The organism is Pseudomonas gozinkensis (assembly GCF_014863585.1).
Classification (GTDB): domain Bacteria; phylum Pseudomonadota; class Gammaproteobacteria; order Pseudomonadales; family Pseudomonadaceae; genus Aquipseudomonas; species Aquipseudomonas gozinkensis.
Window position 1 is genome coordinate 4,657,297 of the sequence record NZ_CP062253.1, and the last position, 24,886, is coordinate 4,682,182.

General features: G+C 59.1%; 19 protein-coding genes. 7 read left to right on the forward strand and 12 right to left on the reverse strand.

Annotation, left to right across the window (positions count from 1 at the left end; genetic code table 11):
* Positions 1-17 precede the first annotated feature (17 nt).
* The 7 genes from IHQ43_RS20660 to kdpF form a co-directional block, all read right to left on the reverse strand.
* Positions 18-674: an Ig-like domain-containing protein gene (locus tag IHQ43_RS20660; protein ID WP_192561924.1), complete on the reverse strand. Its 657-nt coding sequence runs from the start codon at positions 672-674 to the stop codon at positions 18-20.
* Between the two features lie 123 nt (positions 675-797).
* Positions 798-1,487 carry a response regulator gene (locus IHQ43_RS20665; protein ID WP_192561925.1) on the reverse strand — a complete coding sequence of 230 codons (690 nt, stop codon included), beginning with the start codon at positions 1,485-1,487 and terminating at the stop codon, positions 798-800.
* A gap of 48 nt (positions 1,488-1,535) precedes the next feature.
* A complete protein-coding gene (locus IHQ43_RS20670; RefSeq protein ID WP_192561926.1) occupies positions 1,536-4,187 on the reverse strand; it encodes a sensor histidine kinase in 2,652 nt (883 codons plus the stop codon).
* A gap of 128 nt (positions 4,188-4,315) precedes the next feature.
* Positions 4,316-4,861, reverse strand: coding sequence for a potassium-transporting ATPase subunit KdpC (gene kdpC, locus IHQ43_RS20675; protein ID WP_064598370.1), 546 nt, complete (start codon positions 4,859-4,861; stop codon positions 4,316-4,318).
* 57 nt (positions 4,862-4,918) lie between these two features.
* Positions 4,919-6,976 (reverse strand): potassium-transporting ATPase subunit KdpB, encoded by a 2,058-nt coding sequence (gene kdpB / locus IHQ43_RS20680; RefSeq protein WP_192561927.1) that lies wholly within the window; start codon positions 6,974-6,976, stop codon positions 4,919-4,921.
* A gap of 10 nt (positions 6,977-6,986) precedes the next feature.
* Positions 6,987-8,681, reverse strand: a complete 1,695-nt coding sequence (kdpA, locus tag IHQ43_RS20685; RefSeq protein WP_192561928.1) for a potassium-transporting ATPase subunit KdpA — start codon at positions 8,679-8,681, stop codon at positions 6,987-6,989.
* Positions 8,682-8,689: 8 nt separating this feature from the next.
* Positions 8,690-8,779: a K(+)-transporting ATPase subunit F gene (gene kdpF / locus IHQ43_RS20690; RefSeq protein WP_007950940.1), complete on the reverse strand. Its 90-nt coding sequence runs from the start codon at positions 8,777-8,779 to the stop codon at positions 8,690-8,692.
* A gap of 431 nt (positions 8,780-9,210) precedes the next feature.
* On the opposite strand from kdpF, the gene eat reads away from it, so the two are divergent.
* A complete protein-coding gene (gene eat / locus IHQ43_RS20695) occupies positions 9,211-10,575 on the forward strand; it encodes an ethanolamine permease (RefSeq protein ID WP_085607188.1) in 1,365 nt (454 codons plus the stop codon).
* Between the two features lie 119 nt (positions 10,576-10,694).
* Positions 10,695-10,862 carry a DUF2897 family protein gene (locus IHQ43_RS20700; RefSeq protein ID WP_007950938.1) on the forward strand — a complete coding sequence of 56 codons (168 nt, stop codon included), beginning with the start codon at positions 10,695-10,697 and terminating at the stop codon, positions 10,860-10,862.
* 45 nt (positions 10,863-10,907) lie between these two features.
* On the opposite strand, the gene IHQ43_RS20705 is transcribed toward IHQ43_RS20700, so the two are convergent.
* Positions 10,908-11,759 carry an urea carboxylase-associated family protein gene (locus IHQ43_RS20705; RefSeq protein WP_192561929.1) on the reverse strand — a complete coding sequence of 284 codons (852 nt, stop codon included), beginning with the start codon at positions 11,757-11,759 and terminating at the stop codon, positions 10,908-10,910.
* A gap of 175 nt (positions 11,760-11,934) precedes the next feature.
* On the opposite strand from IHQ43_RS20705, the gene IHQ43_RS20710 reads away from it, so the two are divergent.
* A complete protein-coding gene (locus tag IHQ43_RS20710) occupies positions 11,935-12,492 on the forward strand; it encodes a TetR/AcrR family transcriptional regulator (protein WP_192561930.1) in 558 nt (185 codons plus the stop codon).
* On the opposite strand, the gene fabF is transcribed toward IHQ43_RS20710, so the two are convergent.
* From fabF to IHQ43_RS20730, 4 genes are all read right to left on the reverse strand, one after another.
* Positions 12,489-13,763: a beta-ketoacyl-ACP synthase II gene (gene fabF, locus IHQ43_RS20715; RefSeq protein ID WP_192561931.1), complete on the reverse strand. Its 1,275-nt coding sequence runs from the start codon at positions 13,761-13,763 to the stop codon at positions 12,489-12,491. The two genes, IHQ43_RS20710 and fabF, sit on opposite strands and share 4 nt — an antisense overlap.
* A 32-nt stretch (positions 13,764-13,795) precedes the next feature.
* The gene (locus IHQ43_RS20720) at positions 13,796-14,590 is read right to left on the reverse strand and encodes an SDR family NAD(P)-dependent oxidoreductase (RefSeq protein ID WP_192561932.1); all 795 of its coding nucleotides are present in this window, start codon (positions 14,588-14,590) and stop codon (positions 13,796-13,798) included.
* Positions 14,591-14,807: 217 nt separating this feature from the next.
* On the reverse strand, positions 14,808-15,143 hold the full coding sequence (locus tag IHQ43_RS20725) for a ComEA family DNA-binding protein (protein ID WP_192561933.1): 336 nt from the start codon (positions 15,141-15,143) through the stop codon (positions 14,808-14,810).
* Positions 15,144-15,253: 110 nt separating this feature from the next.
* Positions 15,254-17,248 carry a polysaccharide biosynthesis protein gene (locus IHQ43_RS20730; protein ID WP_192565038.1) on the reverse strand — a complete coding sequence of 665 codons (1,995 nt, stop codon included), beginning with the start codon at positions 17,246-17,248 and terminating at the stop codon, positions 15,254-15,256.
* Between the two features lie 415 nt (positions 17,249-17,663).
* On the opposite strand from IHQ43_RS20730, the gene IHQ43_RS20735 reads away from it, so the two are divergent.
* The 4 genes from IHQ43_RS20735 to IHQ43_RS20750 all read left to right on the forward strand — a co-directional run bounded on the left by IHQ43_RS20735 (position 17,664) and on the right by IHQ43_RS20750 (position 24,877).
* The gene (locus tag IHQ43_RS20735; RefSeq protein WP_244142222.1) at positions 17,664-18,641 is read left to right on the forward strand and encodes a glycosyltransferase family 2 protein; all 978 of its coding nucleotides are present in this window, start codon (positions 17,664-17,666) and stop codon (positions 18,639-18,641) included.
* 108 nt (positions 18,642-18,749) lie between these two features.
* Entirely contained in the window at positions 18,750-19,586 is an 837-nt protein-coding gene (locus tag IHQ43_RS20740; RefSeq protein ID WP_192561935.1) for an ABC transporter permease, read from the forward strand.
* Entirely contained in the window at positions 19,576-20,988 is a 1,413-nt protein-coding gene (locus IHQ43_RS20745) for an ABC transporter ATP-binding protein (protein WP_192561936.1), read from the forward strand. The genes IHQ43_RS20740 and IHQ43_RS20745 overlap by 11 nt, the downstream gene beginning before the upstream one ends.
* A gap of 4 nt (positions 20,989-20,992) precedes the next feature.
* Positions 20,993-24,877 carry a glycosyltransferase gene (locus IHQ43_RS20750; RefSeq protein ID WP_192561937.1) on the forward strand — a complete coding sequence of 1,295 codons (3,885 nt, stop codon included), beginning with the start codon at positions 20,993-20,995 and terminating at the stop codon, positions 24,875-24,877.
* Positions 24,878-24,886: the final 9 nt, after the last annotated feature.

Genomic DNA, 24,886 nt, shown 5'->3' on the forward strand with positions numbered 1-24,886 from the left:
TCTTCGCAGGCAAGTCTCTACAGGTTTCTACCCAAAGCGGTAAACACATGTCCACTGTCGTTCGTCTGCTCGACACCGTTCGCCATGTCCTTCGTGTAGTAGTTGATTCCGGTCTCGAGTGGCGGTGGAGGTGGAGGTTCGGGCTTCTCCGCCGAGCCCGTCGTCGACCATAACTGTCCGCCCACCAATGGCCACACAGGACCAAAGCGCTGATGGAGAACCCTTAAATCATCGAGAGTGGCCAACCTTACTCGTTCCCGGTTCGCGTCCTGAATCAAGGCGTCCAATCGGCCTGGACCGAAGGTAAAGAAGGCATGCCCGTTGGGGATGAACAAGCGGTAACTCTTGGATTGACCACTTGCGTCTGTGGCTGTTACCAGGACTTGGCCAGCAGTCAGCGCAATGACAATTCCTTGATCATCGACGTAAGCGACTCTGGGGTTGTCTACTGTGAAGTAGTAAGGTTTTTTCCCGCCCCTAGGTTGGCGCTGATAACAGGTGTCGGTAGAAGCTACGGGCATCAAACCGGAATGCCCCTGCAACGAGTGAGCTATTCCCGATATCGAGACATCCGATTCGTCCATTTCAAATTTTTTATCAGTGTCCATATGTACCCCGATGCGATAGGCCGCCAGGTTGATCGAACGAATAACCGAGCCAATGGCCCTGATCATTTGATAGAAGAACTTACAGCTGGCAACTCACGCATCGCACCTGACAGAACTGACAGTCACGATGAACGGTAACCCGGTGAAGAGCGCTCAGACCCCATCAGCCATTTTGATTGTCGATGGAGCCTAACTATCCAATAACCGATAACCGACGCCCGCCTCGGTCACTATGAACCGGGGCCGGGTCGGATCGTCCGCCAGTTTCTGCCGCAGATGCCCGACCACGATCCGCAGATAGTGGCTGTCCTCGGTGTGGGTCGGGCCCCAGATGTCCTTGAGCAATTGCTGCTGAGTGATCACCCGCCCCGGATGCCGCGCCAGTTGCGCCAGCACCGCGTACTCCTTGCGGGTCAGGGCGACTTCGACGCCGTCGAGCAACACCCGGCGATATGCCAGGTCCACGGTCAGCGGGCCGAAATTCAACGCGGCCTGCTGCGCTTCGCCAACGGGTGCCTGACGCAGCAACGCGCGCACCCGGGCGAGAAATTCCTGAATGCCGAACGGCTTGGTCACGTAGTCATTGGCGCCGCCATCCAGCGCCTGGACTTTCTGCCCTTCGCTGGCGCGCACCGACAGCACCAGCACCGGCGCTGTGGCCCACTCGCGAAACTCGCGCAGCACTTGCTGACCATCCATGTCTGGCAGCCCGAGGTCGAGCACCAGCAGATCCGGTTTGTTCAGCGCCGCCTGGGCCAGGCCCTCGGCACCGGTGCCGGCCTCCAGCACTTTGTAGCCTTGAGAAGCGAGGCTGATGCGCAGGAACTTGCGGATCTGCGGTTCGTCATCGATGACCAAAATGGTCGCGGTCTGGCTCATGAATTCACATCAACACAATAGAGTGGCAAGAGAGTAGCGCAGCGCGGATCAGGCTTCACCGTCCATCCCCGGTTGCGTCTGCAACGGCAGGTGCAGGGTGATGCAGGTGCCGCGTCCGTCGATGCCGTCGCCGACACTGATCCGCCCGCCATGGGCGCCGACCATGCCCTGACAGATCGCCAGCCCGAGGCCCGTGCCCTGCCCGCCACGATCCCCCCGGGCGGCGGTGTAGAACATGTCGAAAATCTTCGCTCGCTCATCGACCGGAATCCCCGGTCCTTCATCGCTGACCGAGAAAAACACCTCGCTGTCATCCGCCCCGGCGCGCAATTGAAGACGGCCGTGGGCCGGTGAGAATCGTGCGGCGTTTTCCAGCACGTTCACCAGCGCCTGCTCGATCAGCGCGGCATGCACGAACAACAGCGGCAATTCGGCCGGAACATCGGTCGCGACCTGCAATGACGACAACACCGCGCGCAGTCGATTGAGCGCACTGCCGACGATGTCCGCCGGCGACACCCAGTCCCGCGCCAGCTTCAGGGCGCCGTGGCCGAGGCGAGTCATGTCCAGCAGGTTCTGAATGTAACGGTCGAGACGCTCGGCTTCATCGCGAGTGCCTTCGAGCAACTCGCGGCGATCCTCCAGCGGGATCGCTTCGCCGAGCGCCAGCAGGCTGTCGATACTGCCGCGCATTGACGTCAGCGGCGTGCGCAGATCGTGTGACACCGAGGCCAGCAAGGCACTGCGCAGTTGTTCGGTTTCGCCGTGCAGGCGCGCGGCTTCCAGGTCATCGGCCAGTTGCGCACGGGCCAATGCTTGAGCCAAAGGCTGACTCAACGCAGTCAGCAAACGACGACGCTGGCCGCTCAAGGTCTGGCCCTCTTTGGCACACACGCCGAGCAACGCCAGCGGCCCGTCTTCCACCGACAGCGGCCACCACCACCAGCGCCCGAACGGCAAGGTCCCGGTGCCCATGCCCGCCGGTTGATCGTGTTGCCAGGCCCAGTCGGCAGCGGCGCGCTCGGATTCCGTAAACTGCAGCGGCCCGCCGGTTTCGACTTTCCAGCCGCCCTGCCCGTCGCGATTGAGCAGGCACAGTTGCAGGTCGCTCCAGCCATTGAGGTGCTGCGCGGCGGCGCTGATCACAGCCTGGCGATCTGTTGCTGCGGTGAGTTTGCGCGACAGGTCGAGCAGTTCGGTGGTCTCTTCCTGGGTATCGCGCAGCGCCTGCAATTGTCGCCGCTGACGCGCCGCGAGGTTACCGGTGAGCGCCGCCATCAGCAGGAAGAACAGCAAGGTCAGCACGTCTTCTTCGCGCTGGATGCTGAAGGAGAAATTCGGCGGAATGAACAGAAAGTCATAGGTCAGAAACGACAACGCCGCACAGGCCAGCGCCGGGCCGAGACTGCTGCGCACTGCCACCAGCAACACCGCCGCAAGGAACACCAGCGAGATGTTCGGCAACGGCAGCACGCTGGACACCGCCCACGCCAGCGCACTGGCCAACACGGTCGCGACCAGCGCCAGCGCATAGTCGAACCACACCAGCGTCGGCGCTACACGCGGGCGCGGTTGATGCTGTTCCTGATCACTGTCCAGCACGTTGATTTCCAGACCGTGGGCCTGACGCAGCAAACGCGCCGCCAGCCCACCGCCGAACAGACGCCTGCGCAGACGCGGTCGCGACTGGCCGACCAGCACCAGACTCGCCCGCCGTTCGGCCGCATGCTGGATCAGGGTTTTCGCCACTTCACCCGCCCGCAACAGCACCACTTCGCCGCCGAGGCGCTCGGCCAGTTGCTGGGCGCTTTGCAGGCGCAGCCGTGACTGCTCGTCACGCACGCTGCCGTTGTCGACGTGCACCAGACTCCACGGCAAATGCCGGCGCTGGGCGACCCGACTGGCGTGACGCACCAGCCGTTCGGCCTGGGCATCACCATCGACCCCGACCAGCAAGCGCCCGCGCACAGCCGGCGCCGCTTGACCGAGCTGACGATAGCCTTGAGCGAGATCGTTATCGACCTGCGCGGCAGCGGTCTGCATCGCCAGTTCGCGCAGTGCGGTGAGATTGGTCTGGGTGAAAAATGCATCGATCGCGGCGCGTGCCTGCTCAGGCACGTAGACCTTGCCTTCGCGCAGGCGCTCGAGCAATTCCCGGGGCGGCAGGTCGATCAGCAGCAGTTCGTAGGCCTCCTGCAGCACCCAGTCCGGCAGGGTTTCGCGCACCTGCACACCGGTGATGCCGCGCACCTGATCGTTGAGACTTTCCAGGTGCTGGACGTTGACCGTGGTGTACACGTCGATGCCGGCGGCGAGCAGTTCCTGAATGTCCTGCCAGCGTTTGGCGTGGCGGCTGCCGGGAGCGTTGCTGTGGGCGAGTTCGTCCACCAGCACCAGTTTCGGTTGGGCGGCGAGCAGACCGTCGAGGTCCATTTCTTCGAGCGTCACGCCACGGTATTCCGAACGCACCAGTGGCAGTTGCGGCAAGCCGCCGAGCAGCGCTTCGGTTTCGGCACGGCCGTGGGTTTCAACGACCCCGGCGATGACTTTGACGCCCTGGCGCAACTGGCTGTGGGCAGCCTGCAACATCGCGTAGGTCTTGCCCACGCCCGGCGCAGCGCCGAGAAAAACCTTGAGCCGGCCGCGTCCATCGCGGGGCAGGTCTGCTAACAGCGCATCGGCGCGGCCGGAGTCACTCATGCTTGAAACTCTCTTGCTGATGTTTGTGTATTGCCCGGACTGCCGTCATCGCTGGCAAGCCAGCTCCCACAAAGGGAATGCGCGCTCCTGTGGGAGTTGGCTCGCCAGCGATTGGCCGCGCCGCCGATTCAGAGCTTCTCGAGCGCCATGTTCAGCGCCAGCACATTCACCACCGGAGGACCCACCAACGGTTGTTCGATGTGCGCGTCGAGCAACTGCTGCAAGGTCGCCACCGGCACATTGCGCGCTGCCGCAACACGCGCCAGTTGATAGGCAATCGCCGCTGGTGGCAAGTGCGGATCGAGGCCGCTGCCAGAGGTAGTCAACAGCGCCAGCGGCACCGGCCCCTGACCGGGCACCTGCAGCTTGTTGGCGTCGTCGATCACCCGAGTGGCCAGCGCCGGATTGCTTGGCGACAGGTTGCTTGCGCTGCTGGACACGGTGGCAAAGGCACCGGCCGATGGACGCGGATGAAACCAGGCATCGCCAACAAAATCCTGAGCGATCAGCGAAGAGCCGCGCACCTTGCCTTCGGCATCGCGTACCAGGCTGCCGTTGGCCTGCTCAGGGAAGGCGACCTGGGCAACGCCGGTCACCACCAGTGGATAAGCAACGCCGGTGACCAGAGTCATCAGCACCAGCAGGCTCAGGGCCGGACGTAACATTGTGGACATTTCAAAATCCTCGAATTCGTGCTTGAAGCGGTGTGCCCGGCACATCGCTGTTCAGGTTCAAACCAGATGCAACGCCGTCAACAGCATGTCGATCGCCTTGATCCCCACGAACGGCACCAGAATCCCGCCCAGGCCATAGATCAGCAGATTGCGTCGCAGCAACGCCGCCGCACTCGCCGCCTGCACCCGAACGCCGCGCAGGGCCAGCGGGATCAGCACGACGATGATCAAAGCGTTAAAGACGATGGCCGACAGAATCGCGCTCTGCGGGCTGCTCAAGTGCATGATGTTCAGCACGCCCAGTTGCGGGTAGATCGCCGCGAACAGCGCCGGCAGGATCGCGAAGTACTTGGCCACGTCGTTGGCGATGGAAAAGGTCGTCAGCGCGCCACGGGTCACCAGCAATTCCTTGCCGATCTGCACCACATCCAGCAGCTTGGTCGGGTCGCTGTCGAGGTCGACCATGTTGGCCGCTTCGCGCGCCGCTTGCGTGCCGTCGTTCATCGCCATGCCGACGTCAGCCTGGGCCAGCGCCGGGGCATCGTTGGCGCCGTCGCCGCACATGGCAACCAGACGACCGTCATTCTGCTCGTGACGGATGCGCGCCAGTTTTTTCTCCGGTGTCGCTTCGGCCAGCACATCGTCGACGCCTGCTTCAGCGGCAATCGCGGCAGCGGTCAGCGGGTTGTCGCCGGTGACCATCACCGTGCGAATCCCCAGCTTGCGTAGCTCGGCGAAGCGCTCGCGGATGCCCGGCTTGACCACGTCTTTCAGATGGATCGCACCGAGCAGTTTGCCGTCCGCGCAGACCAGCAACGGCGTGCCGCCGCTCTGGGCAATCTTGTCGATCTCCCGGGACAGCGCCGGGGCCAGATCCTTGCGTTGTTGACCGAGGAACGCCAGCAACGAATCCACCGCGCCCTTGCGGAATACACGGCCCTGATAGTCGACACCGGACAAGCGGGTTTCGGCACTGAACGGTACGGCGGTCAGGGTTTCCGGCGCCGGTTCCGGCTGCGGATTGGAGCCGCGCAGGTACTCGACGATGGACTTGCCTTCGGCAGTTTCGTCAGCCAGCGAAGCGAACAGCGCGCCTTGCGCCAGCTCACGGGCATTCACACCCGGCGCCGCATACACCGCGCTGCAACGACGGTTACCGAAAGTGATGGTGCCGGTCTTGTCCAGCAGCAACACGTGCACGTCACCCGCCGCTTCCACCGCGCGACCGGACTTGGCGATCACGTTCAGACGCACCAGACGATCCATCCCGGCAATACCGATCGCCGACAGCAGACCACCGATGGTGGTCGGAATCAGCGTGACCAATAACGCCACCAGGAACACCAGCGGCAGGCTGCCGTTGGCGAAGTGGGCGAACGGTTGCAGGGTCACGACCACCAGCAGGAAGATCAGGGTCAGGCCGATCAGCAGGATGTCCAGCGCCACTTCGTTCGGGGTCTTCTGGCGTTTGGCGCCCTCGACCAGCGCGATCATGCGGTCGAGGGTCGACTCACCGGGGTTGGCGGTGATCTTGACCAACAGCCAGTCAGACACCAGCCGGGTATTGCCGGTAACGGCGGAACGGTCGCCGCCGGACTCACGAATCACCGGCGCCGATTCACCGGTGATCGCCGCTTCGTTGACCGCCGCGATGCCTTCGATGACTTCGCCATCACCGGGGATCATCTCCCCCGCTTCGACGCGCACCACATCACCCTTGCGCAGGCTGGTGGCCGGTACGACCTGGAAGCTGCCGTTGGCCAGTTTGCGTCGGGCGCTGAGGCCTTCGCTGCCAGCCTTGAGGCTGTCGGCGCGGGCCTTGCCGCGACCTTCGGCCAGCGCTTCGGCGAAGTTGGCGAACAGCACGGTGAACCACAGCCACAGGGCGATCTGCGCGGCGACGAAGGTCGGCACGCTGCTGTCGGGAATGAAGCACAGCACGGTGGTCAGAATCGCCGTCAGTTCAACCACCAGCATTACTGGCGAGCGCTGCAACTGGCGCGGGTCGAGCTTGACGAACGCTTGCACCAGCGCCGGACGCCACAGGGCGCTGATCGCGGTTTTCGCTTGTTCCGGCGCCTTGACGGCGGCGGGTTTGATTGCGGGCATATTCATCATCAGCTCCTTAGAAGCCCATGCTCAGGTGTTCAGCGATTGGGCCCAGTGCGAGGGTCGGCAAGAAGGTCAGGCCGCCCACCAGCAAAATGGTCACGGTCAACAGGGTCACGAACAGCGGGCCGTGGGTCGGGAAGCTGTTCTGGCTGATCGGTGCGGTTTTCTTCATCGCCAGGCTGCCGGCCAAAGCCAGTACCGGGAGGATGTAACCGAAGCGGCCGATCAACATGCCCAGGCCGAGCATCAGGTTGTGGAACGCGGTGTTGGCGCCGAAGCCGCCGAACGCCGAACCGTTGTTGGCACTGGCCGAGGTGTAGGCGTAGAGCAGTTGGCTGAAACCGTGCGGACCGGGGTTGCTCACAGCCGCCACCGGGCCCGGCAGGCTCGCGGCGATCGCGCCGAGCACCAGCACGCCGACCGGCATCACCAGCAGGGTGACGACCAGCAGTTGCACTTCACGGGCCTGGAGTTTCTTGCCGAGGTATTCCGGGGTGCGGCCGATCATCAGGCCGGCGAGGAACACCGCGATCAGCACGTTCAGCAACATGCCGTAGAGCCCCGCACCGACACCGCCGAAGATCACTTCGCCGACCATCATGTTGACCAGCGCGACCATGCCGCTGAGCGGATTGAGGCTGTCATGCATACCGTTGACCGAACCGTTCGACGCAGCGGTGGTGGTCACCGACCAGAGCACGGTCGCGGTAGTGCCGAAGCGCGCTTCCTTGCCTTCCAGCGGCGCGGTTTGTTCGACGGCGATGTTGTTCAGCGCCGGGTTCGGTTGATATTCGGCCCACAGCGAAGTCGCGCCGCCGATGATGAACAGCGCGAGCATGCAGCCGATGATGGCGCGGCTCTGACGCAGATCCTTCACGTAGTGGCCGAAGGTGAACACCAGCGCCACCGGGATCAGGATGATCGACGCGACCTCGAACAGGTTGCTCCACGCGGTCGGGTTCTCGAACGGATGCGCCGAGTTGACCCCGAAGAAACCACCGCCGTTGGTGCCCAGTTGCTTGATCGCAATCTGGCTGGCGGCCGGGCCGAGCGGGATCACCTGATCAACGCCCTGCATCGTCAGCGCATTTACGTACTGCGCGAAAGTTTGCGGCACGCCCTGCCACACCAGGTACAGCGCCAGCAGCAGGCACAGCGGCAACAGGCCGTAGAGGGTGGCGCGGGTCATGTCGACCCAGAAGTTGCCCAGGGTCTTGGTGGATTTGCGCCCGATGCCACGGCACAACGCAACCAGCACGGCGAGGCCGGTGGCGGCGCTGACGAAGTTCTGCACGGTGAGGCCGACCATCTGGCTCAGGTAGCTGAGCGACGCTTCGCCGCTGTAGGCCTGCCAGTTGGTGTTGGTCATGAAGCTGACGGCGGTGTTGAACGCGAGGGTCCACTCCTGGCCCGGCAGGTTTTGCGGGTTCAACGGCAGGTGATCCTGGAACAGCAGGATCGCGAACAGCAGCAGGAAACCGGCGAGGTTGAATGCCAGCAGCGCCAGCGTGTACTTCTGCCAGCTCTGTTCGTCCTGTGGATTGACCCCGGCGATGCGGTAACAGCCGCGCTCGACCGGACCGAGAATCGGCGTCAGCCAGGTGCGCTGGCCCTCCATCACTTTGTAGTAGAAGCGCCCGAGGAACGGCGCCGGCAGCAAGACCACCGCGAAGAATGCGAGGATCAGCCAATAGTCATAACTGTGCATAGCCGCTCCTAAGTCCGATCCGCGCGCAACAGCGCAACCAACAGATAAATGAACAGCCCCACTGCCAGCAGCAGTGACACCCCGTCCAGAACGCTCATGGAAGATCTCCGTGTTACGGCGTATTGCCGCGTGTGGAGGCATTGTCGGAAAGGAGGCTGTAAAGGAACGAGACCGAGGGTGTGTGCGGGGCATAAAGAAAGCGTAAAGAGTGGGTTTACGCGGGCGTTACAGCAGAGTTTTGCGCTGTATGGACGGGCCTCTTCGTCGGATCGCCGCCCGGACCAAGCCCGCTCCCACATTTTGAAATGCGCACGTCCGGACACCGCTGATACCTGTGGGAGCGGGCTTGCCCGCGAAGACGGCAGCACAGACAACATCGCACCCAACTGGCGCACGATTTTGTGGGCATTGCGCCGCGAACATCCCCGATACGACAGCTTTCAGCTCATTGCGACCCGCCAATACAAAATGGCACGCCCGCTGCACACGCCCTTCCCCGAGCTTTCCAAACCGTTCAGGGAGCAAACGCATGAACACACAACTCAAACCCACGCTGGGCACGTTGCACCTGTGGGGCATTGCGGTGGGGCTGGTGATTTCCGGGGAGTATTTTGGCTGGAGTTATGGCTGGGGCGTCGCGGGGACGCTGGGTTTCCTGGTGACCTCGTTCATGGTCGCGACCATGTACACCTGCTTCATCTTCAGTTTCACCGAACTGACCACGGCGATCCCCCACGCGGGCGGGCCGTTTGCCTACAGTCGCCGGGCTTTCGGTGAAAAAGGTGGGTTGATCGCCGGATTGGCAACGCTGATCGAGTTTGTCTTTGCCCCGCCGGCAATTGCCTTGGCGATTGGTGCGTATCTGAACGTGCAGTTTCCGGCCCTCGATCCGAAACACGCGGCGGTCGGCGCATACATTGTCTTCATGGGCCTGAACATCCTCGGGGTGAAACTGGCCGCGACCTTCGAATTGATCGTCTGCGTATTGGCTGTTGCCGAATTGCTGGTGTTCATGGGCGTGGTCGCCCCGGCCTTCAGCTTCAGCAACTTCGCGCTCAACGGTTGGGCCGGCTCGGACATCTTCGGTGCTCCGGCGATTGCCGGGATGTTCGCGGCGATTCCGTTTGCGATCTGGTTCTTCCTCGCCATCGAAGGCGCGGCCATGGCCGCCGAAGAAGCCAAGGACCCGAAACGCACGATTCCCAAGGCCTACATCAGCGGCATTCTGACCCTGGTGTTGCTGGCGATGGGCGTGATGTTCTTCGCCGGTGGCGTCGGTGACTGGCGCACCCTGTCGAACATCAACGACCCGCTGCCACAAGCGATGAAAACCGTGGTCGGTGACAACTCCGGCTGGCTGCACATGCTGGTCTGGATCGGTCTGTTCGGGCTGGTGGCGAGTTTCCACGGGATCATTCTTGGCTACTCGCGGCAATTCTTCGCCCTCGCCCGCGCCGGTTACCTGCCCGCCTCGCTGGCGAAACTGTCGCGCTTCCAGACCCCGCACCGCGCCATCATCGCCGGCGGCGTGATCGGTATCGCGGCGATCTACAGCGACGGCCTGATCAATCTCGGCGGCATGACCCTCACTGCCGCGATGATCACCATGGCGGTATTCGGTGCGATCGTGATGTACATCATGAGCATGCTCAGCCTGTTCAAACTGCGTAAATCCGAACCGAATCTGGAACGCACCTTCCGCGCGCCGTGCTATCCGCTGATTCCGCTGATTGCACTGGTGCTGGCCGTGGTATGCCTGGTGGCGATGGCCTGGTTCAATGCGCTGATAGGGCTGATCTTCCTCGGCTTCATGGCGGTCGGCTTCGGCTACTTCCTGTTGACCGGCCAGTTGCGCGCCAACGCCCCGGCAGACGCGATGCTCACCGGACTGTAAACCGCGACGGGCATAACCGGCCTAGAATGGAACCACTGCGAATGCACTTCGCTCAAAGTGGTATGCAGCGTTGCACGGCGAAACCCTCGCCCGTCGACCTGTCTTTAAGGAGAGCCGTTATGCCCTGGTATGCCTGGTTGATTCTGGTCGTTGCAATCGGCTCGATCGTCGGCGGTCTGATGATGTTGCGTGACACCGCCAACAAGGTCGAACTGACCGATGAACAACGCAAGCGCGTCGCTGAACGCAATGCCGAAGCGGACATCAAGGACGCGCAGGACCGCTGAACGAAAAACCCCGCCTGAATCGGCGGGGTTTGTTTTTTGTGGCGATTATTTTTCCCACTCGGCCTTGGCGATGTGCAACCCATGCAGGCCTTTGTATGCCGCGCGTTCCGGCTGGCTCCAGCCCTCGAGTAACGTATCGTCCAAACGATAGATTTCCACGCCGAGCGGACGGCACACGGTCAGCGGGTCCTGCGCGTCCGGCCCCCACATCGCCAGTGAAAGATCGCCACCCGGACACGTCGACAGCGCGCACAGTAGATCGATTTCGGCGAAGAACTCCAGGTAGTCGCCCTTCTGCGCCGGGCAGGCCTTCATGAAATACAGGTCATCGTGATTCAGGCCGGTGCACTGGAAGATGTTCAGCACGTCATGCACATCAAATTCGGTCAGACCATGGGGCAACACGGCGCGGGTCAGGTTGGAATGGCAGTGATGATGGAAATCCTCGCCGGTGAGCATTTTGTTCACATAAGGATCGCAGCGCGTGCCGAGCAAATCGTGCAGGCGCCCACCATGCTCGTCGATGCCGTAGCCGGCCAGGCTGTCATCGGTGATTGTCACCAGCGGACGCAGAAAAGGCAGGTTCGACCAGAGGCGGTCATGGGTGCTGACATGTGCGCCCTGCAGTTGCCGGGTGCGCGCCGCCCACATCCGTTCACGCGGATCGTGTGCGTTCCACACATTGAAATCGCCCACCTGGGGCCCGACCGGTGTGGTGACACGAAACACATGCCCCGCCGGCACATGCCAGGCACGCCCGGTGCGGATCGGCACTTCGAATTGTTCGATCAGCGTGCGCCCGTCCTTGTGGTCGCGAATCCGCTCGTAAAACGGCGCATTGACCTGTAACGCCGAGCCTTTGCTGACCTGATAGGCGGCCGGGTAGTCTTTGTACATGATTCTCCTGCTCCTCAAGTGATGGCAACTTTGAGAGCTGCAACCACTATCCGTGCCAACCGCTGGCAGCTGTTGCGAACATGTTGGATTCACCGGCCGCTTTTTTAGAAGTAGAAGTACAGTCACCATTCAATTTGCATTGGTTAAGATGGCGATCTTGTTGCGGAGAGTTTAAATGCGTTACTCGCAGGATCATAAAGCCCAGACCCATCAGCGCATTATCAAGGAAGCGTCCGAGCGGTTTCGCAAGGACGGCATTGGTGCAACCGGTCTGCAACCGTTGATGAAGGCGCTGGGCCTGACCCATGGCGGCTTTTATTCGCATTTCAAATCGAAGGACGACCTGGTAGAGAAAGCCCTGCAAGCAGCCGGTGACCAGGTCGCGGGGCTGTGTGCCGAACTCTTCGCCCAGGAAAAACCGCTGGAAGCCTTCATCGACACATATCTGTCCGAGTGGCACCAGACCACGCCGCATGAAGGCTGCCCGCTGCTGACCATCTCTTCGGAACTGGGATTGCGTGGCCAGCCGAGCCCGACCAGCGATGAAGTGCTCAAGGCTCGCCTGGACCAGATCGAAGGCACCCTTGAGGGCGAGAACGCCGCCGAGCGCAGCATCGTCATCATGGCGACTCTGGCGGGGGCGCTCCTGCTGTCTCGCAGTGTCGCGGATGCCGGGTTTGCGCAACGCATCCTGGACGTCACCCGCGAACACCTCAAACGGTCGGAAGACTAAGCCCGCCAGCGCTTGAACAGTACGCTGGCATTGACCCCACCGAAACCGAACCCGTTGGACAATGCATACTCGATCGGCATCGACCGCGCCTGACCGTGGACGATATCCACGCCTTCGCTTGCCGGATCGGGATTCTCCAGGTTGAGGGTAGGCGGTACGATTTGATCGCGGATCGCCAACAGCGTGAAGATCGCTTCCAGACCTCCCGCCGCTCCGAGCAGATGGCCGGTCGCGGATTTGGTCGAGGTCACGGCGATTGCGTTTTGCGTGCCAAACACTGACTTGATCGCCGCCAGTTCACCGAGGTCGCCCACCGGCGTCGAGGTCGCATGCGCATTCAGATGCTGCACCTGATCCGGGGTGATACCGGCCTGGTTCAGCGCCAGAGTCATCGCCCGCCGGGCACCGCTGCCATCTTCCGGCCCGGCTGTAAGGTGATAGGCGTCGGCGCTGGTGCCGTAACCGACCAGTTCGACCAACGGTTGTGCGCCGCGCGCCAGTGCGTGATCCAGCGACTCGATCACCAGCAACCCGGCGCCTTCGCCCATCACGAAACCGTCACGTCCGCTGTCGAACGGGCGTGAAGCGCGCTCAGGCGTGTCGTTGTAGCCGCTGGACAAAGCACGAGCCGCCGCGAAGCCGGCGAGACTGACTCGATCAATTGACGCCTCCGCACCGCCGCATACCGCGATATCGGCCTCACCGGCACGAATCAGTCGAGCGGCGTCACCAATCGCCTGCACGCCAGCCGCACACGCGGTCACCGGAGCCCCGAGCGGCCCCTTGAGTCCGTGCTGGATCGAGACATGCCCCGCCGCAAGGTTGACCAGAAACGACGGGATGGTGAATGGCGACAAGCGCCGCGGGCCACGGCTGTCGGTGGTACGCACGGCATCGGCGATCGCACCGAATCCGCCGACCCCCGAACCGATGATGGTGGCTGTGCGCTCCTGAGCGCGGGGGTCGGTCGGATGCCAGCCGGCCTGCTCCAGCGCCTGCCGTGCAGCCTCCATCGCGAACAGAATGAAACGGTCCATTTTCTTCTGTTCTTTGGGCGGCGTGGCGCGATCCGGATCGAAACCCGCTTCGGCGTCCTCCTCCATCGTCGGCACCACGCCGCCGACCCGGGTCGGCAGATCGGCAATCACCGCTTCCGGCAGGTTTCGCAATCCCGAACGCCCGGCCAGCAGACGCTGCCAGACGACTTCGACACCGCTTCCCAAGGGCGAAACCAGGCCCATACCCGTAACAACTACTCGACACTGATCCATATCGGGTTGACCTCTCGTGACTCAAAAGACTTTTACTTGTAACGGCTGGCCGCCGAACTGTGGGACAGGTTGGGCGCCATCACATGACGGGCGGCGACGAAGGCTTGCCACTCGCCTGCATCGGGCAGCGAAGGAATCGTGACGAGCTCGCCCTGATCCAGACCGGACAGCGCGGCATCGACCATCTCGCCCGCCTCCATGACCATTTCCGCCGGAATGCCGCTGGCATCGAACCCGGAGCGCTCCCAGATTTCGGTGCGGGTCACACCCGGCAGTACCGCTTGCACCTTGACCCCGGTGCCTTCAAGTTCGGTATTGAGCGATTGCGTCAGGCTCAGCACGTAAGCCTTGCTGGCGCTGTAGGTGGCGTTGAAACGCTCGGGGAACAAGGCGACCACCGACGCAATGTTGATGATCGTGCCGCGCCCGGCGCGGGTAAACGCCGAGGCTGCTGCGGCTGCCAGCCGGGTCATCGTGGTGACGTTCAACTGGATCAGTTGCTCCAGCACCTCAGGATCGGCGTTGGCCAGCAAGCCATTGACTGCAACCCCCGCATTGTTGACCAGCAGGCTGATGCTGGAATCGCTGCGCAGGCGCTGCTCAAGCTTGAGCACTTCATCCTTTTGCGTCAGGTCAGCTTTCAGGACTTCAACCTGAACGCCATGTGCGTCTCGCAGCTTGCCGGCCGCGGACTCCAGACGCTCCTGATCGCGAGCTACCAGCAGCAGATCAAAACCACGTGCCGCCAACCGCTCGGCATACACCGCACCAATGCCGGAAGAAGCGCCAGTGACCAGCGCCGTGCCTTGGGATTTCGGGGAATTCATGACGATACTCCTGGAATGCGTGAGGAATGAGCGACCGCTGAAAAGCAGGCGGCCTCAGTGGCGACTGAAATTATTATAGGCATAATCTCAAAGCAATATGATAGCCGTAATTTTGTATTTTCCGACGGAAAGGCTGTCGCCCTCCTGCGCCGTTTCAAAGAAGCTGGAAGCAAAAAGGGCCGGTCAATGACCGGCCCCTTGGCGTTGAACAATCAGCTTAGTTCACTTCCAGCTTGTCGCGATTGCGATCCAGGATCGCCTTGCCGATGCCTTTCACTTCCAGCAATTCATCCACCGATGCAAATGGCCCGTTTGTTTCACGATAAGCAACAATCGCTTTCGCCTTGGCCTCGCCTACCCCTGCCAGTTCCTTTTGCAGAGTGGCCGCGTCGGCACCGTTCAGATTGACCTTTTGATTTTCAGAAGTGGCTGAGACGTCCATCACCACGGGCGCCTTGTTCGCTTCCGAGGAAGCCAGAGGCGCAGCAATGGCGGCAATCGAGGTGCTGGTCAGCAAGGCAAAAATCAGGGAGTAGAAATAGCCGGTACGCATAAGTGACGCTCCATCATCAATTGAGAAAGCAGCTTTTCCGAAGCTGCTCTCCAAACTTAGGCGATTGCGGGAGCCTGTCAAAAACGCGTCCGTTACAGGATGTGAAACAATCAGGGTTCGAGACGGCGCTGCTGGTGAATCCAGTCAACGATCTCACCGTCAGGGGTATAGCCACTCACGGTTTCACGCAGAAGCTGGCGGACGCGGGAGTAATCATCCGCATCGACAGCAGCGAGCAGCTCTCCCAACCGGGACTTAAGAACATCCCATGGCAAGTGATCCTCACTGGCGGTCATGATCATCGGATGCGGCGTCGCGGCAACGTTGTCGCCGATCAGCAGTTCCTCATAAAGCTTTTCCCCGGGACGCAAACCCGTGAACTCGATGGAAATATCGCCCTGCGGATTGCGTTCGGAACGAATGCTCAAACCGGACAGATGAATCATTTTCTCGGCCAGTTCCACGATTCTCACCGGCTCGCCCATATCCAGCACGAATACGTCGCCGCCCTGCCCCATGGAGCCAGCCTGAATCACCAGTTGGGCGGCTTCCGGGATCGTCATGAAGTAGCGGGTGATTTTCGGGTGGGTGACCGTCAGCGGGCCGCCGGACTTGATCTGGCTGTGAAACAGCGGAATCACCGAGCCGGACGATCCCAGTACATTGCCGAAACGGACCATGGTGAAGCGGGTCTTGTTGACGCGGGACACATTGGCCTTGTCGCCGAACAACACTGGCGCGACTTCACGGCTCAACGCTTGAAGCGTGAGTTCCGCAAGACGCTTGGTACTGCCCATGACGTTGGTCGGACGAACGGCCTTGTCAGTCGAGATCAGCACGAAATTCGAAACGCCCGACTGCAACGCCGCCTGCGCCGTGTTGAGCGTGCCGATCACGTTATTCAACACGCCCTCGGCGATGTTGTGCTCGACCATCGGCACATGCTTGTAGGCTGCCGCGTGATAAACGGTGTCGACCTTCCAGGTTTTCATCACGTCCAGCAGCTTGTCCTGATGCCGGATCGAACCGAGGATCGGCAGCAAACGAACAGGCGTCGATTCACGACTGCCACGTTGCTCGAGCTCCGACAGAATACTGTAGAGGTTGAATTCGCTATGTTCGAACAGCAGAAGCGTCGTCGGCTGCAACGAAAATATCTGCCGGCATAGTTCGGACCCGATCGACCCCCCTGCGCCCGTAACCATCACCGTCTTGCCCTTGATGCAGCGCTCGAGCAAATCAGGCTGAGCCGGCACCGCGTCACGACCTAGCAGGTCGGCAATATCGACTTCTTGAATGTCTTCTACTTTTACCCGGCCACTGGCCAGGTCAGTAAAGTTGGGAACGCTGCGAACGTGCAGCGGAAAACCTTCCAGCAGGTTGAGGATTTCCCGACGACGGGCACGAGTAGAGGAAGGCAGCGCCAGCAGAATCTCCTGCGCCCCCGTTACATCGATCATCTGCTGAATATGTTTGGGTTTATAGACCTGCAGACCCGAAATGGATCGATCGACAATACTTGCATCATCATCAATAAACGCCACGGGCCGCATCACACGCCCCATGCGCAAGGCGGCAACCAATTGATTACCCGCCACGCCAGCACCATAGATGGCGACCTTGGTCAGACCGTCGTCACGATTTGTGAACGGTACGTGCTGGACGCCAGTGAACCAGTCGCCCATGAAGTATTGACGCATGCAAAGGCGCAGGCCACCGATGATGACCAGACTCAACCACCAGTAATTGAAAATGATGGATCGCGGTACTACGGCCTCATGATTGCTGTACCAGAAAACGACGAGCGCAAGGATCAATGAGGACAGACTGACAGCCTTGATGATAGCAATCAGCGCATCATTGCCGAAATAACGCATCACGGCACGATACATGCCGAAACGAATAAAGAGAGGAATTGCAATGGCTGGTGCAGACGCAAAAAGCCACAAATGAATTTTGAGCGGGTTGTACATGTCGTCTATCCCTAGACGCACGATAAACGCGAGCCACAAGGCAACCCAGACCAAAACGATGTCTGTGGCCACCTGCAACAAACGCTTTCGACGCCGAGGCAACCCCAGCAGCCGTGTCTTCACTCTATCCATAAACTCTTCGCTCAATAGGTTTTCTCCCTTACCTGAAGCATCGCAGCCTGATCCTCCCAGAGACTGGTGCCTCCGGTGCGCAGAAATCGATGCCCTGAAAAGTGCCATGCCCGAATCAAGGTTCGACAGCGATCACGAGCCAATAATTCATGTACCTGAATGATGGCATACAGCTCATCCAGCCCCAAGCATCACGGTCAAAAGTATTACGCGTATCGAAAGCCTGTCTGCGGGTCAAACGCCTCGCGACAAATGGGAGGAAGCGCGAGAAAGGGTACCACTCGCTTTTCCCTGGCGCCCGACCCGATCCGCACGCGAATTCGCGCCGTGTAAAACCTTGATAAACCCGGTAAACTAATCAGCTTCGCGACGATGTCCAAACCAATTCGCCACCATGGAAAGAGCGCTCAAACTTGTGTCAAATCAACCGCTGCCCGCCACAGTGACAACGCTGAGCAGCCCCGCAGAAGATGCCGGGGATGTGGCCATATTACTCTGTACTTACAATGGCGGACGTTTTCTCAAGGAGCAACTCGACTCTATTGCTGCGCAGACCCATCCAGACTGGACTGTCTACGCTTCGGACGACGGCTCTACGGACGAGACACTTGAAATCCTGCAACAGTACCGCGAGGCATGGGGTTCGCAGCGGCTGAAAATAAGCAAGGGACCCGAGCGCGGCTTCTCGATCAATTTCCTTTCTGTACTCGGACAGGCTTGCGGTGAGCATACGTATTACGCGTTTTGTGACCAGGATGACATCTGGCACCCTGCGAAGCTGCAAAACGCATTGGACTGGCAGCGCCACCAACCCAGTGAAATCCCATCCCTGTATTGCGGCCGCACTCGGATCATTGATACGACGGGGCGGGCTATCGGGTTTTCTCCATTGTTCGCCAAGCGTCCAAGTTTCGAAAACGCGCTGATGCAGAGTCTGGCGGGTGGCAACACGATGCTGATCAATCAGGCGGCGTGTTCCTTGCTGGTAGAAACCCCCATTGATGCGCAACTGGTTTGCCATGACTGGTGGGCTTATTTGCTTATCAGTGGCTGTGGGGGAAGCGTCTTCTACGATCCGGTTCCGACCCTGGACTATCGCCAGCATGCTCAAAACGTTATTGGCGCCAACACTTCGTTTATGAGTCGAATGCGTCGCCTGACAAACATGCTCAAAGGCTCGCTGCACGACTGGAACAACACAAACATTGCCGCGTTGAACAGACTTCAAAAGCGATTGACCGATCACAATCTGACAAGCCTCCAACGCTTTGAACAGGCTCGCAGCGCGCCGTTGACAACCAGAGTAACGTTGATGTTGAAAAGCCGGTTTTACCGGCAAACCCTGCTCGGCAATCTCGGCCTGGTCATGGCCGTTTTGTTCAGGAAGATCTAGCGATGGATTCAATCACCTTGAACGAAACTCCGCATCCTGGAACTCCCTGCAGCTAATGCGTCAATTTTGCTTTCCAGCGTTCACAAATTCATTCTTTTGGGTATTTTAATGAGTGTTCCGCAAAAGACATCGAGCCTGTACGGCCTGTCCAAAAATCTGTTTTTGCACCGTCACTTGATCTATCAGATGACCAAGCGTGAGGTTATCGGTCGATACAGGGGCTCAGTGCTAGGTCTGCTTTGGTCTTTTCTCAACCCATTGATGATGCTGAGTGTCTACACCTTTGTATTCGCTGTTGTATTCAAGTCGCGCTGGGGTATCACTCCGGCTGGTACCGAAGAAAGCAAAACCATGTTTGCGATCATGCTGTTCGCCGGCCTGATCGTGCACGCCGTTTTCGCAGAGGTCATCAATCGCTCACCAAGCATTGTGTTGAGCAACGTCAACTACGTGAAAAAAGTAGTTTTCCCGTTGGAAGTTTTGCCCATCATAACTTTAGGTGCAGCGCTTTTTCATGGATTGATCAGCCTGACTGTCCTCGTTCTTGCGTACTGTATTTTCCAGGGCATACCTCATCTGACTACCTTGCTGGTTCCGGTCGTCATGCTGCCTCTGCTGATACTGACGCTGGGCCTGGCATGGATACTGGCATCGCTGGGGGTTTATCTGCAGGACGTGGGCCAGACGACCGGAATTATCACGACTGTAATGCTGTTCCTGTCGCCAGTCTTTTTCCCGTTGCATTCCTTGCCCGAGCAATATCAGACCCTCATTTTGCTCAACCCCCTCACGTTCATTATCGAACAAATGAGGGAAGTTGTGATTTGGGGAAGATTGCCTGATTTCATGGGGCTTGGTGTTTACCTGCTCATTGCCCTATTAGTCGCCGCAGCTGGTTATGCGTGGTTCCAGAAAACAAGATCGGGTTTTGCTGATGTCCTCTGAATTGCTAGCAACGAATCCAACTGAAGCATCGGTGCCCGCATCGAATCTGGCTATTCGTGTTGAAAATCTGAGCAAATGTTTTCACATCTACGAACGCCCTCGTCAGCGCCTTCAGCAATTGCTTCTGGCCCCGATCAGAAACCGGCTTCAGGACGCCCACGTCAAGTACTATCGCGAGTTCTGGGCACTCAAGAACATTAATTTCGAAGTTTCTCGCGGCGAAACCGTGGGAATTATCGGAAAAAACGGCTCCGGGAAATCCACGTTGCTGCAGATCATCTGTGGCACGCTCACCGCTTCCGAAGGCACGGTTGAAGTAAATGGACGAATTGCCGCCCTGCTGGAGCTGGGATCTGGATTCAATCCAGAGTTTACCGGTCGAGAAAACGTTTATCTAAATGGCTCGATTCTTGGACTAAGCCGCCAGGAAGTCGATCAGCGCTTCGCCGAAATCGAAGCGTTTGCAGACATTGGCGAGTTCATCGATCAACAGGTCAAATCCTATTCCAGCGGTATGGCGGTGCGACTTGCTTTCGCGGTGGCCATTAACGCCGACCCGGAAATCCTTATCGTCGACGAGGCACTTTCGGTTGGTGACGAATTGTTTCAACGCAAGTGCTTTTCCAGAATTGAGGCCATTCGACAACAAGGCGCGACGATTTTGTTCGTGTCCCACGCGGGCAGCGCCATCGTCGAACTTTGCGACCGGGCAATCCTGCTCGACAGCGGCGACAAACTGACCGAAGGCGCACCGAAACAGGTCGTGGGCAATTATCAGAAGATGCTGTATGCCGCCGCAGACCGCCGGGCAATCATTCGCCAGCAAATCATTTCGGGGCAGGCCCCAACAGGTATCGACCCTCAGACAGAGGCGCTGGCACCGCCAGAGTCCGAACTAGAGATTGAGGAGAGCTTTGACCCCGATCTCAAGCCCAACAGCACAATCGAATATGAAGACAAGGGTGCGCGCATTCGAGACGCTGGCATTTTTACCGAGTCCGGCATCAAGGTGAACAACCTGGTTCGCGGACGCAGCTATCTCTACCGCTACACCGTGGACTTTTCTACCATTTCAGAACGTGTCCGGTTCGGCATGCTGATCAAGACCGTGAGCGGTGCGGAACTCGGCGGTGCGGTTTCCGCGCCTTCGGTAGCAGACTCAGTCGAATGGGTCGAGGCCGGCAGCAGCGTACAGGTCCAGTTTCAGTTTTCCTGCAACCTGACACCCGGAATGTATTTTCTCAACGCTGGCGTCACCGGCATCTCCGATCAGGTTGAAACATTTCTACATCGTGCCTTGGACGTAGCGGCGTTCCGTGTCATCACGGAGTCCGGCTGTCTGGCCACCAGCATCGTAGACTTCCATTGCGTGCCGACGCTGACTATTTCCCAAGGCATCTAAATCAATGAATACCAAGAAAATCATCATTGTCCTGGGCATGCATCGCAGCGGCACCAGCGCGCTCACCCGAGGCCTGAGCACCATGGGTGTCGCCTTGAGCGACGATCTTCACCCTGCCGGCCCTGATAATCCCACCGGTTTTTGGGAAGACAGCGATGTCATTGCCATCAATAACCAGATTCTCGGTTTGCTGGGCTCGGCACATGATCGCATGGGCGTGATCGACGCCAATGTTTTCGAATTGCCCGGGATTCAGGAAATTTATGACGCCGCCAAAGCGCTGGTGACGCAAAAAACAACATCGACATCAATGTGGGGAATCAAGGATCCGCGCATTACCCGATTGCTTCCGTTCTGGCAAAAGCTGCTGAACGAACTCGGCTTCGAAATCGGTTATGTCATTGCCTTGCGCAACCCGTTGAATGTTGCAGCATCACTGACCGCGCGCAACCAACTCCCGCCGGTCAAATCCTACATCCTTTGGCTGGAGCACATGCTGCAAGCCGTGGCATGCACCCATTCTGAAAGTCGATTGATTGTAAGTTACGACTACCTGCTGAGTGATCCAGGCAAGCAGCTCCTGCGGATGTCCAGCACTCTGGGCCTGCAGGCGCCCACCCCGGAAGAGCTGGCGAGCTACTCAAAAGAGTTTCTGGACACCAACCTGCGTCATGGCCAACACGACGATGATGAACTGCTGAAGAGCCATATCGAGCCCGCCATTCTCGCGCAAACTTATGAGTTGCTGCGTGAATGTGCACTTGACGAGCTGTCCATCAACAGCGATGAATTCGAACAACAGTTTCAACCTCTGATGTCGGCACTACGACGGATGCAGCCGATGTTGCAACTTGCATCCCAAGCCGAAGCTGCAACTGTCGCCGCCAACGAAGAAATTGTGGCCAGGGATCGCCAGATTGAAGCCCTGAACACGCACATCCAGCACCTGAATCATAACAACGAGATCTATCTGGCGACCGATGCCGGGAAGTCCTCCAGCTTCACCGCTCTGAAACATGAACAATCCTTACTCGTAAGTGCTCTGTCGGAGCAGACTGCCCGCAATAATGAGCTGACGTCAGAACTCGGGCAGTGTCAGTCGGCACTCGAGCAGGCTACAGTCCACAAGGAATCGCTCAAGCAACATGTCGCCGATCTGACATTGTCGCTGAATACCGTTCACGGCAACTTGCTGACGACCACCGAACAGGTCGATACGCTGAGCAATGCCTGGGCGACGTTCTTCGTATCCAGAACCTGGAAGCTGTTTCGCGTTTTCAATAAAAAAGCCACCAGACCGGTCATCCCGCTGCCCGAAGGCAATCAGTTCGACGACAAATTTTATTTGAGGACGTACCCAGACGTGGCCGCCTCGACTCTGAGTGCGCGGGAACACTTTCTGGGCGCAGGCCTTCGTGAAGGTCGCCAGGCTTCAGCCAGCCCGGCCCCCTCTGCCCGCCTTAACGCGGCAATATTGCAATCATCAGCGCTCGTGGAAGTAAGCGGTGAGGAAGAGCGAAAGGTAGAAAAAGAAGAAGACGTCGCATTTGACCGCGACTTTTATCTTGCCATGTACCCTGACATTGCCGACTGTGGAATCAAACCGGAACAGCATTTCCTGTTGCACGGTCGACATGAAGGCCGGATCGGAACCGTGCCGCAGGTCAAACTGAGCCGCCCGCTCACTAATGACGAAAACGGCAAGCCGACTGTATTGCTCGTCAGTCATGAAGCATCGCGTACCGGTGCGCCGATTCTCAGCCTCAACGTTGCACAGCACCTGACACAGCGCTTCAATGTCGTCGCACTGCTTCTGGGACCTGGCAGCCTGACTGAGGCCTTCCTCGAATCGGGAGCGATCGTTGCCGGCCCATTGGACCGAAGCAACGCGATGGGCGCGTCCTTGGCAGTCAGCAAGTTTTTGAACACCCATAAAATCGACTTTGCGATCGTCAACAGCCTGGAATCCAATGTAGTGCTCAAGCCGTTGGCCGAGCGCTTCATTCCCGCAGTCAGTCTTATCCACGAGTTTGCGATCTACACCCGCCCGCAATCCGCCATTCAAAATGCACTGCTGTGGGCAAGTCAGACGGTATTTTCCTCACGAGCAACGTTAGACAGTGCTGTGCAAGCACTGCCGCAACTCGGCGACCGCAGCATTCCAGTGTTGGCACAAGGCAAAAGTATCGTGCCAGGTGAAGCACAGGACGAGAAGTTCGTCGTCGCTGAAAAACGTCGACTCCAGCATGCCATGCGACCAAAGGATCAGGACGCCGATACTATCGTCATCCTTGGCGCCGGCCGCGTTCAATTGCGCAAGGGTGTCGATATCTTCATCGAATGCGCCACGCGGGTCATCAACTCCGCGATTGGTCACAAGTGCCGTTTTGTCTGGATCGGCGACAACTATGATCCCGAGATCGACATTGCGTATTCGGTTTACCTGCAGGATCAGATTCAGCGCAGCGGCATTGCTGAACAATTCAAGATCATCACCGAAACTGCACAGATCGAGGAGGTTTATGCCATGAGCGATATGTTGCTGCTCAGCTCCCGACTCGATCCGCTACCGAACGTCGCTATTGACGCCATGTTGGAGGCGCGGCCCGTACTATGTTTTGACCGGACCACAGGTATCGCCGAAATCCTCAAGCGCAACGATCTTGAATCGGCATGCGTGGCACCCTACCTCGACACTGGCGACATGGCTGACAAAATCATTCGTCTGGCATCCTCCGATAGCGTCAGAGCCGACGTGGGCGAACGAGTGAAGGCTATCGCCACCCGCGAGTTCAACATGCCTGACTACGTTGCAAAACTGGTAGACATCGCCACTCAACTGGAAGCGTCGAGCCGTCAGGAACAGCAGGACAGTGCTACGATTTCCGAGGCAGGTGTACTGGACATCGATTATTACACGCCCGCCAACGTGCACTTGAAAGATGCGGATGAGGCCGTGCGTCGTTATGTTCGCTCATGGAGTCGAGGCATACTTCGTCGCAAGCCATTTCCAGGTTTTGATCCGAGCCTCTATCAGGAACTCAATGCAGACGCGGTCGGTCTGCAAGACCCTCTTGCCCATTTCCTTCACGCGGGTCGTCCGCAAGGGCCATGGAACCAGACTCATTTCGACTGGAATAAACCTCACCCGGCGCTGGGTGACCGTGCAGTTCTTTTGTACCTCAGTGTCGAATCGCCTCAACACCTGCTCAATGCACTGGACAAGATTACGGTCTCCGGTGTCCGCGTGACCGTGATCGTACTGACCAGCGATGAGGCAATGCGAGTTGCGCTGCACAATATGCTTGAGACCGAGCGTAGCCTGACACTCGATATCCGGGTGTACGAGCGAGGAAGTCTATGGGCAATGCTTGAGCATTTGACCGAAGCCCGCTATCAAGACTACGACCTGGTCGGCCACATCGACCTGCAAACAGACCCGGTGAACCCGGAGTTCACCAGTCGCTCGGCCTATCATCACTTCCTGATCGAGAACATGATCGACGGCAAACATCTGGCATTGAGAACCATTGCCAGTCAGTTGTCTGACCCCGACAGCGCCCATCCGATCGGACTTGTGTTCCCTGACGATCCAAACATCAGCCATCTGGCATCAGATGAAGCACTGCTCGCCAGCCTCTGCAAAGCCATCGACATTCAAAAGGCGGATTATGAGCACCAGCCGTATCCGGTAAACGGGGCGTTCCTTGGAACTCCTGAGACACTATCGCCGCTTGTCGGCTCCTTGTCGGCGCTGAAATCGGCAACGAAGCAGATGCACCTTTCACCGCAAGTGGAAAGTCGGATCATGGCTCGTCTACTGCCGCAAGCCTGCGCCAGCAAACGAATGCACATGAAAACCACAGTCGTTGCCGGTGTCACTTACTAATCAAATGCT

Excerpts from the sequence above, each read along its gene's own strand:
- IHQ43_RS20750 (WP_192561937.1), top strand. The coding sequence starts at position 20,993 with ATGAATACCAAGAAAATCATCATTGTCCTGGGCATGCATCGCAGCGGC.
- eat (WP_085607188.1), top strand. The coding sequence starts at position 9,211 with ATGAACACACAACTCAAACCCACGCTGGGCACGTTGCACCTGTGGGGC.
- kdpC (WP_064598370.1), bottom strand. The coding sequence starts at position 4,861 with ATGTCCACAATGTTACGTCCGGCCCTGAGCCTGCTGGTGCTGATGACT.
- IHQ43_RS20705 (WP_192561929.1), bottom strand. The coding sequence starts at position 11,759 with ATGTACAAAGACTACCCGGCCGCCTATCAGGTCAGCAAAGGCTCGGCG.
- IHQ43_RS20740 (WP_192561935.1), top strand. The coding sequence starts at position 18,750 with ATGAGTGTTCCGCAAAAGACATCGAGCCTGTACGGCCTGTCCAAAAAT.
- kdpA (WP_192561928.1), bottom strand. The coding sequence starts at position 8,681 with ATGCACAGTTATGACTATTGGCTGATCCTCGCATTCTTCGCGGTGGTC.
- IHQ43_RS20700 (WP_007950938.1), top strand. The coding sequence starts at position 10,695 with ATGCCCTGGTATGCCTGGTTGATTCTGGTCGTTGCAATCGGCTCGATC.
- IHQ43_RS20745 (WP_192561936.1), top strand. The coding sequence starts at position 19,576 with ATGTCCTCTGAATTGCTAGCAACGAATCCAACTGAAGCATCGGTGCCC.
- IHQ43_RS20720 (WP_192561932.1), bottom strand. The coding sequence starts at position 14,590 with ATGAATTCCCCGAAATCCCAAGGCACGGCGCTGGTCACTGGCGCTTCT.
- fabF (WP_192561931.1), bottom strand. The coding sequence starts at position 13,763 with ATGGATCAGTGTCGAGTAGTTGTTACGGGTATGGGCCTGGTTTCGCCC.
- IHQ43_RS20725 (WP_192561933.1), bottom strand. The coding sequence starts at position 15,143 with ATGCGTACCGGCTATTTCTACTCCCTGATTTTTGCCTTGCTGACCAGC.
- IHQ43_RS20710 (WP_192561930.1), top strand. The coding sequence starts at position 11,935 with ATGCGTTACTCGCAGGATCATAAAGCCCAGACCCATCAGCGCATTATC.
- kdpF (WP_007950940.1), bottom strand. The coding sequence starts at position 8,779 with ATGAGCGTTCTGGACGGGGTGTCACTGCTGCTGGCAGTGGGGCTGTTC.
- IHQ43_RS20730 (WP_192565038.1), bottom strand. The coding sequence starts at position 17,248 with ATGGATAGAGTGAAGACACGGCTGCTGGGGTTGCCTCGGCGTCGAAAG.
- IHQ43_RS20670 (WP_192561926.1), bottom strand. The coding sequence starts at position 4,187 with ATGAGTGACTCCGGCCGCGCCGATGCGCTGTTAGCAGACCTGCCCCGC.
- kdpB (WP_192561927.1), bottom strand. The coding sequence starts at position 6,976 with ATGAATATGCCCGCAATCAAACCCGCCGCCGTCAAGGCGCCGGAACAA.
- IHQ43_RS20660 (WP_192561924.1), bottom strand. The coding sequence starts at position 674 with ATGATCAGGGCCATTGGCTCGGTTATTCGTTCGATCAACCTGGCGGCC.
- IHQ43_RS20665 (WP_192561925.1), bottom strand. The coding sequence starts at position 1,487 with ATGAGCCAGACCGCGACCATTTTGGTCATCGATGACGAACCGCAGATC.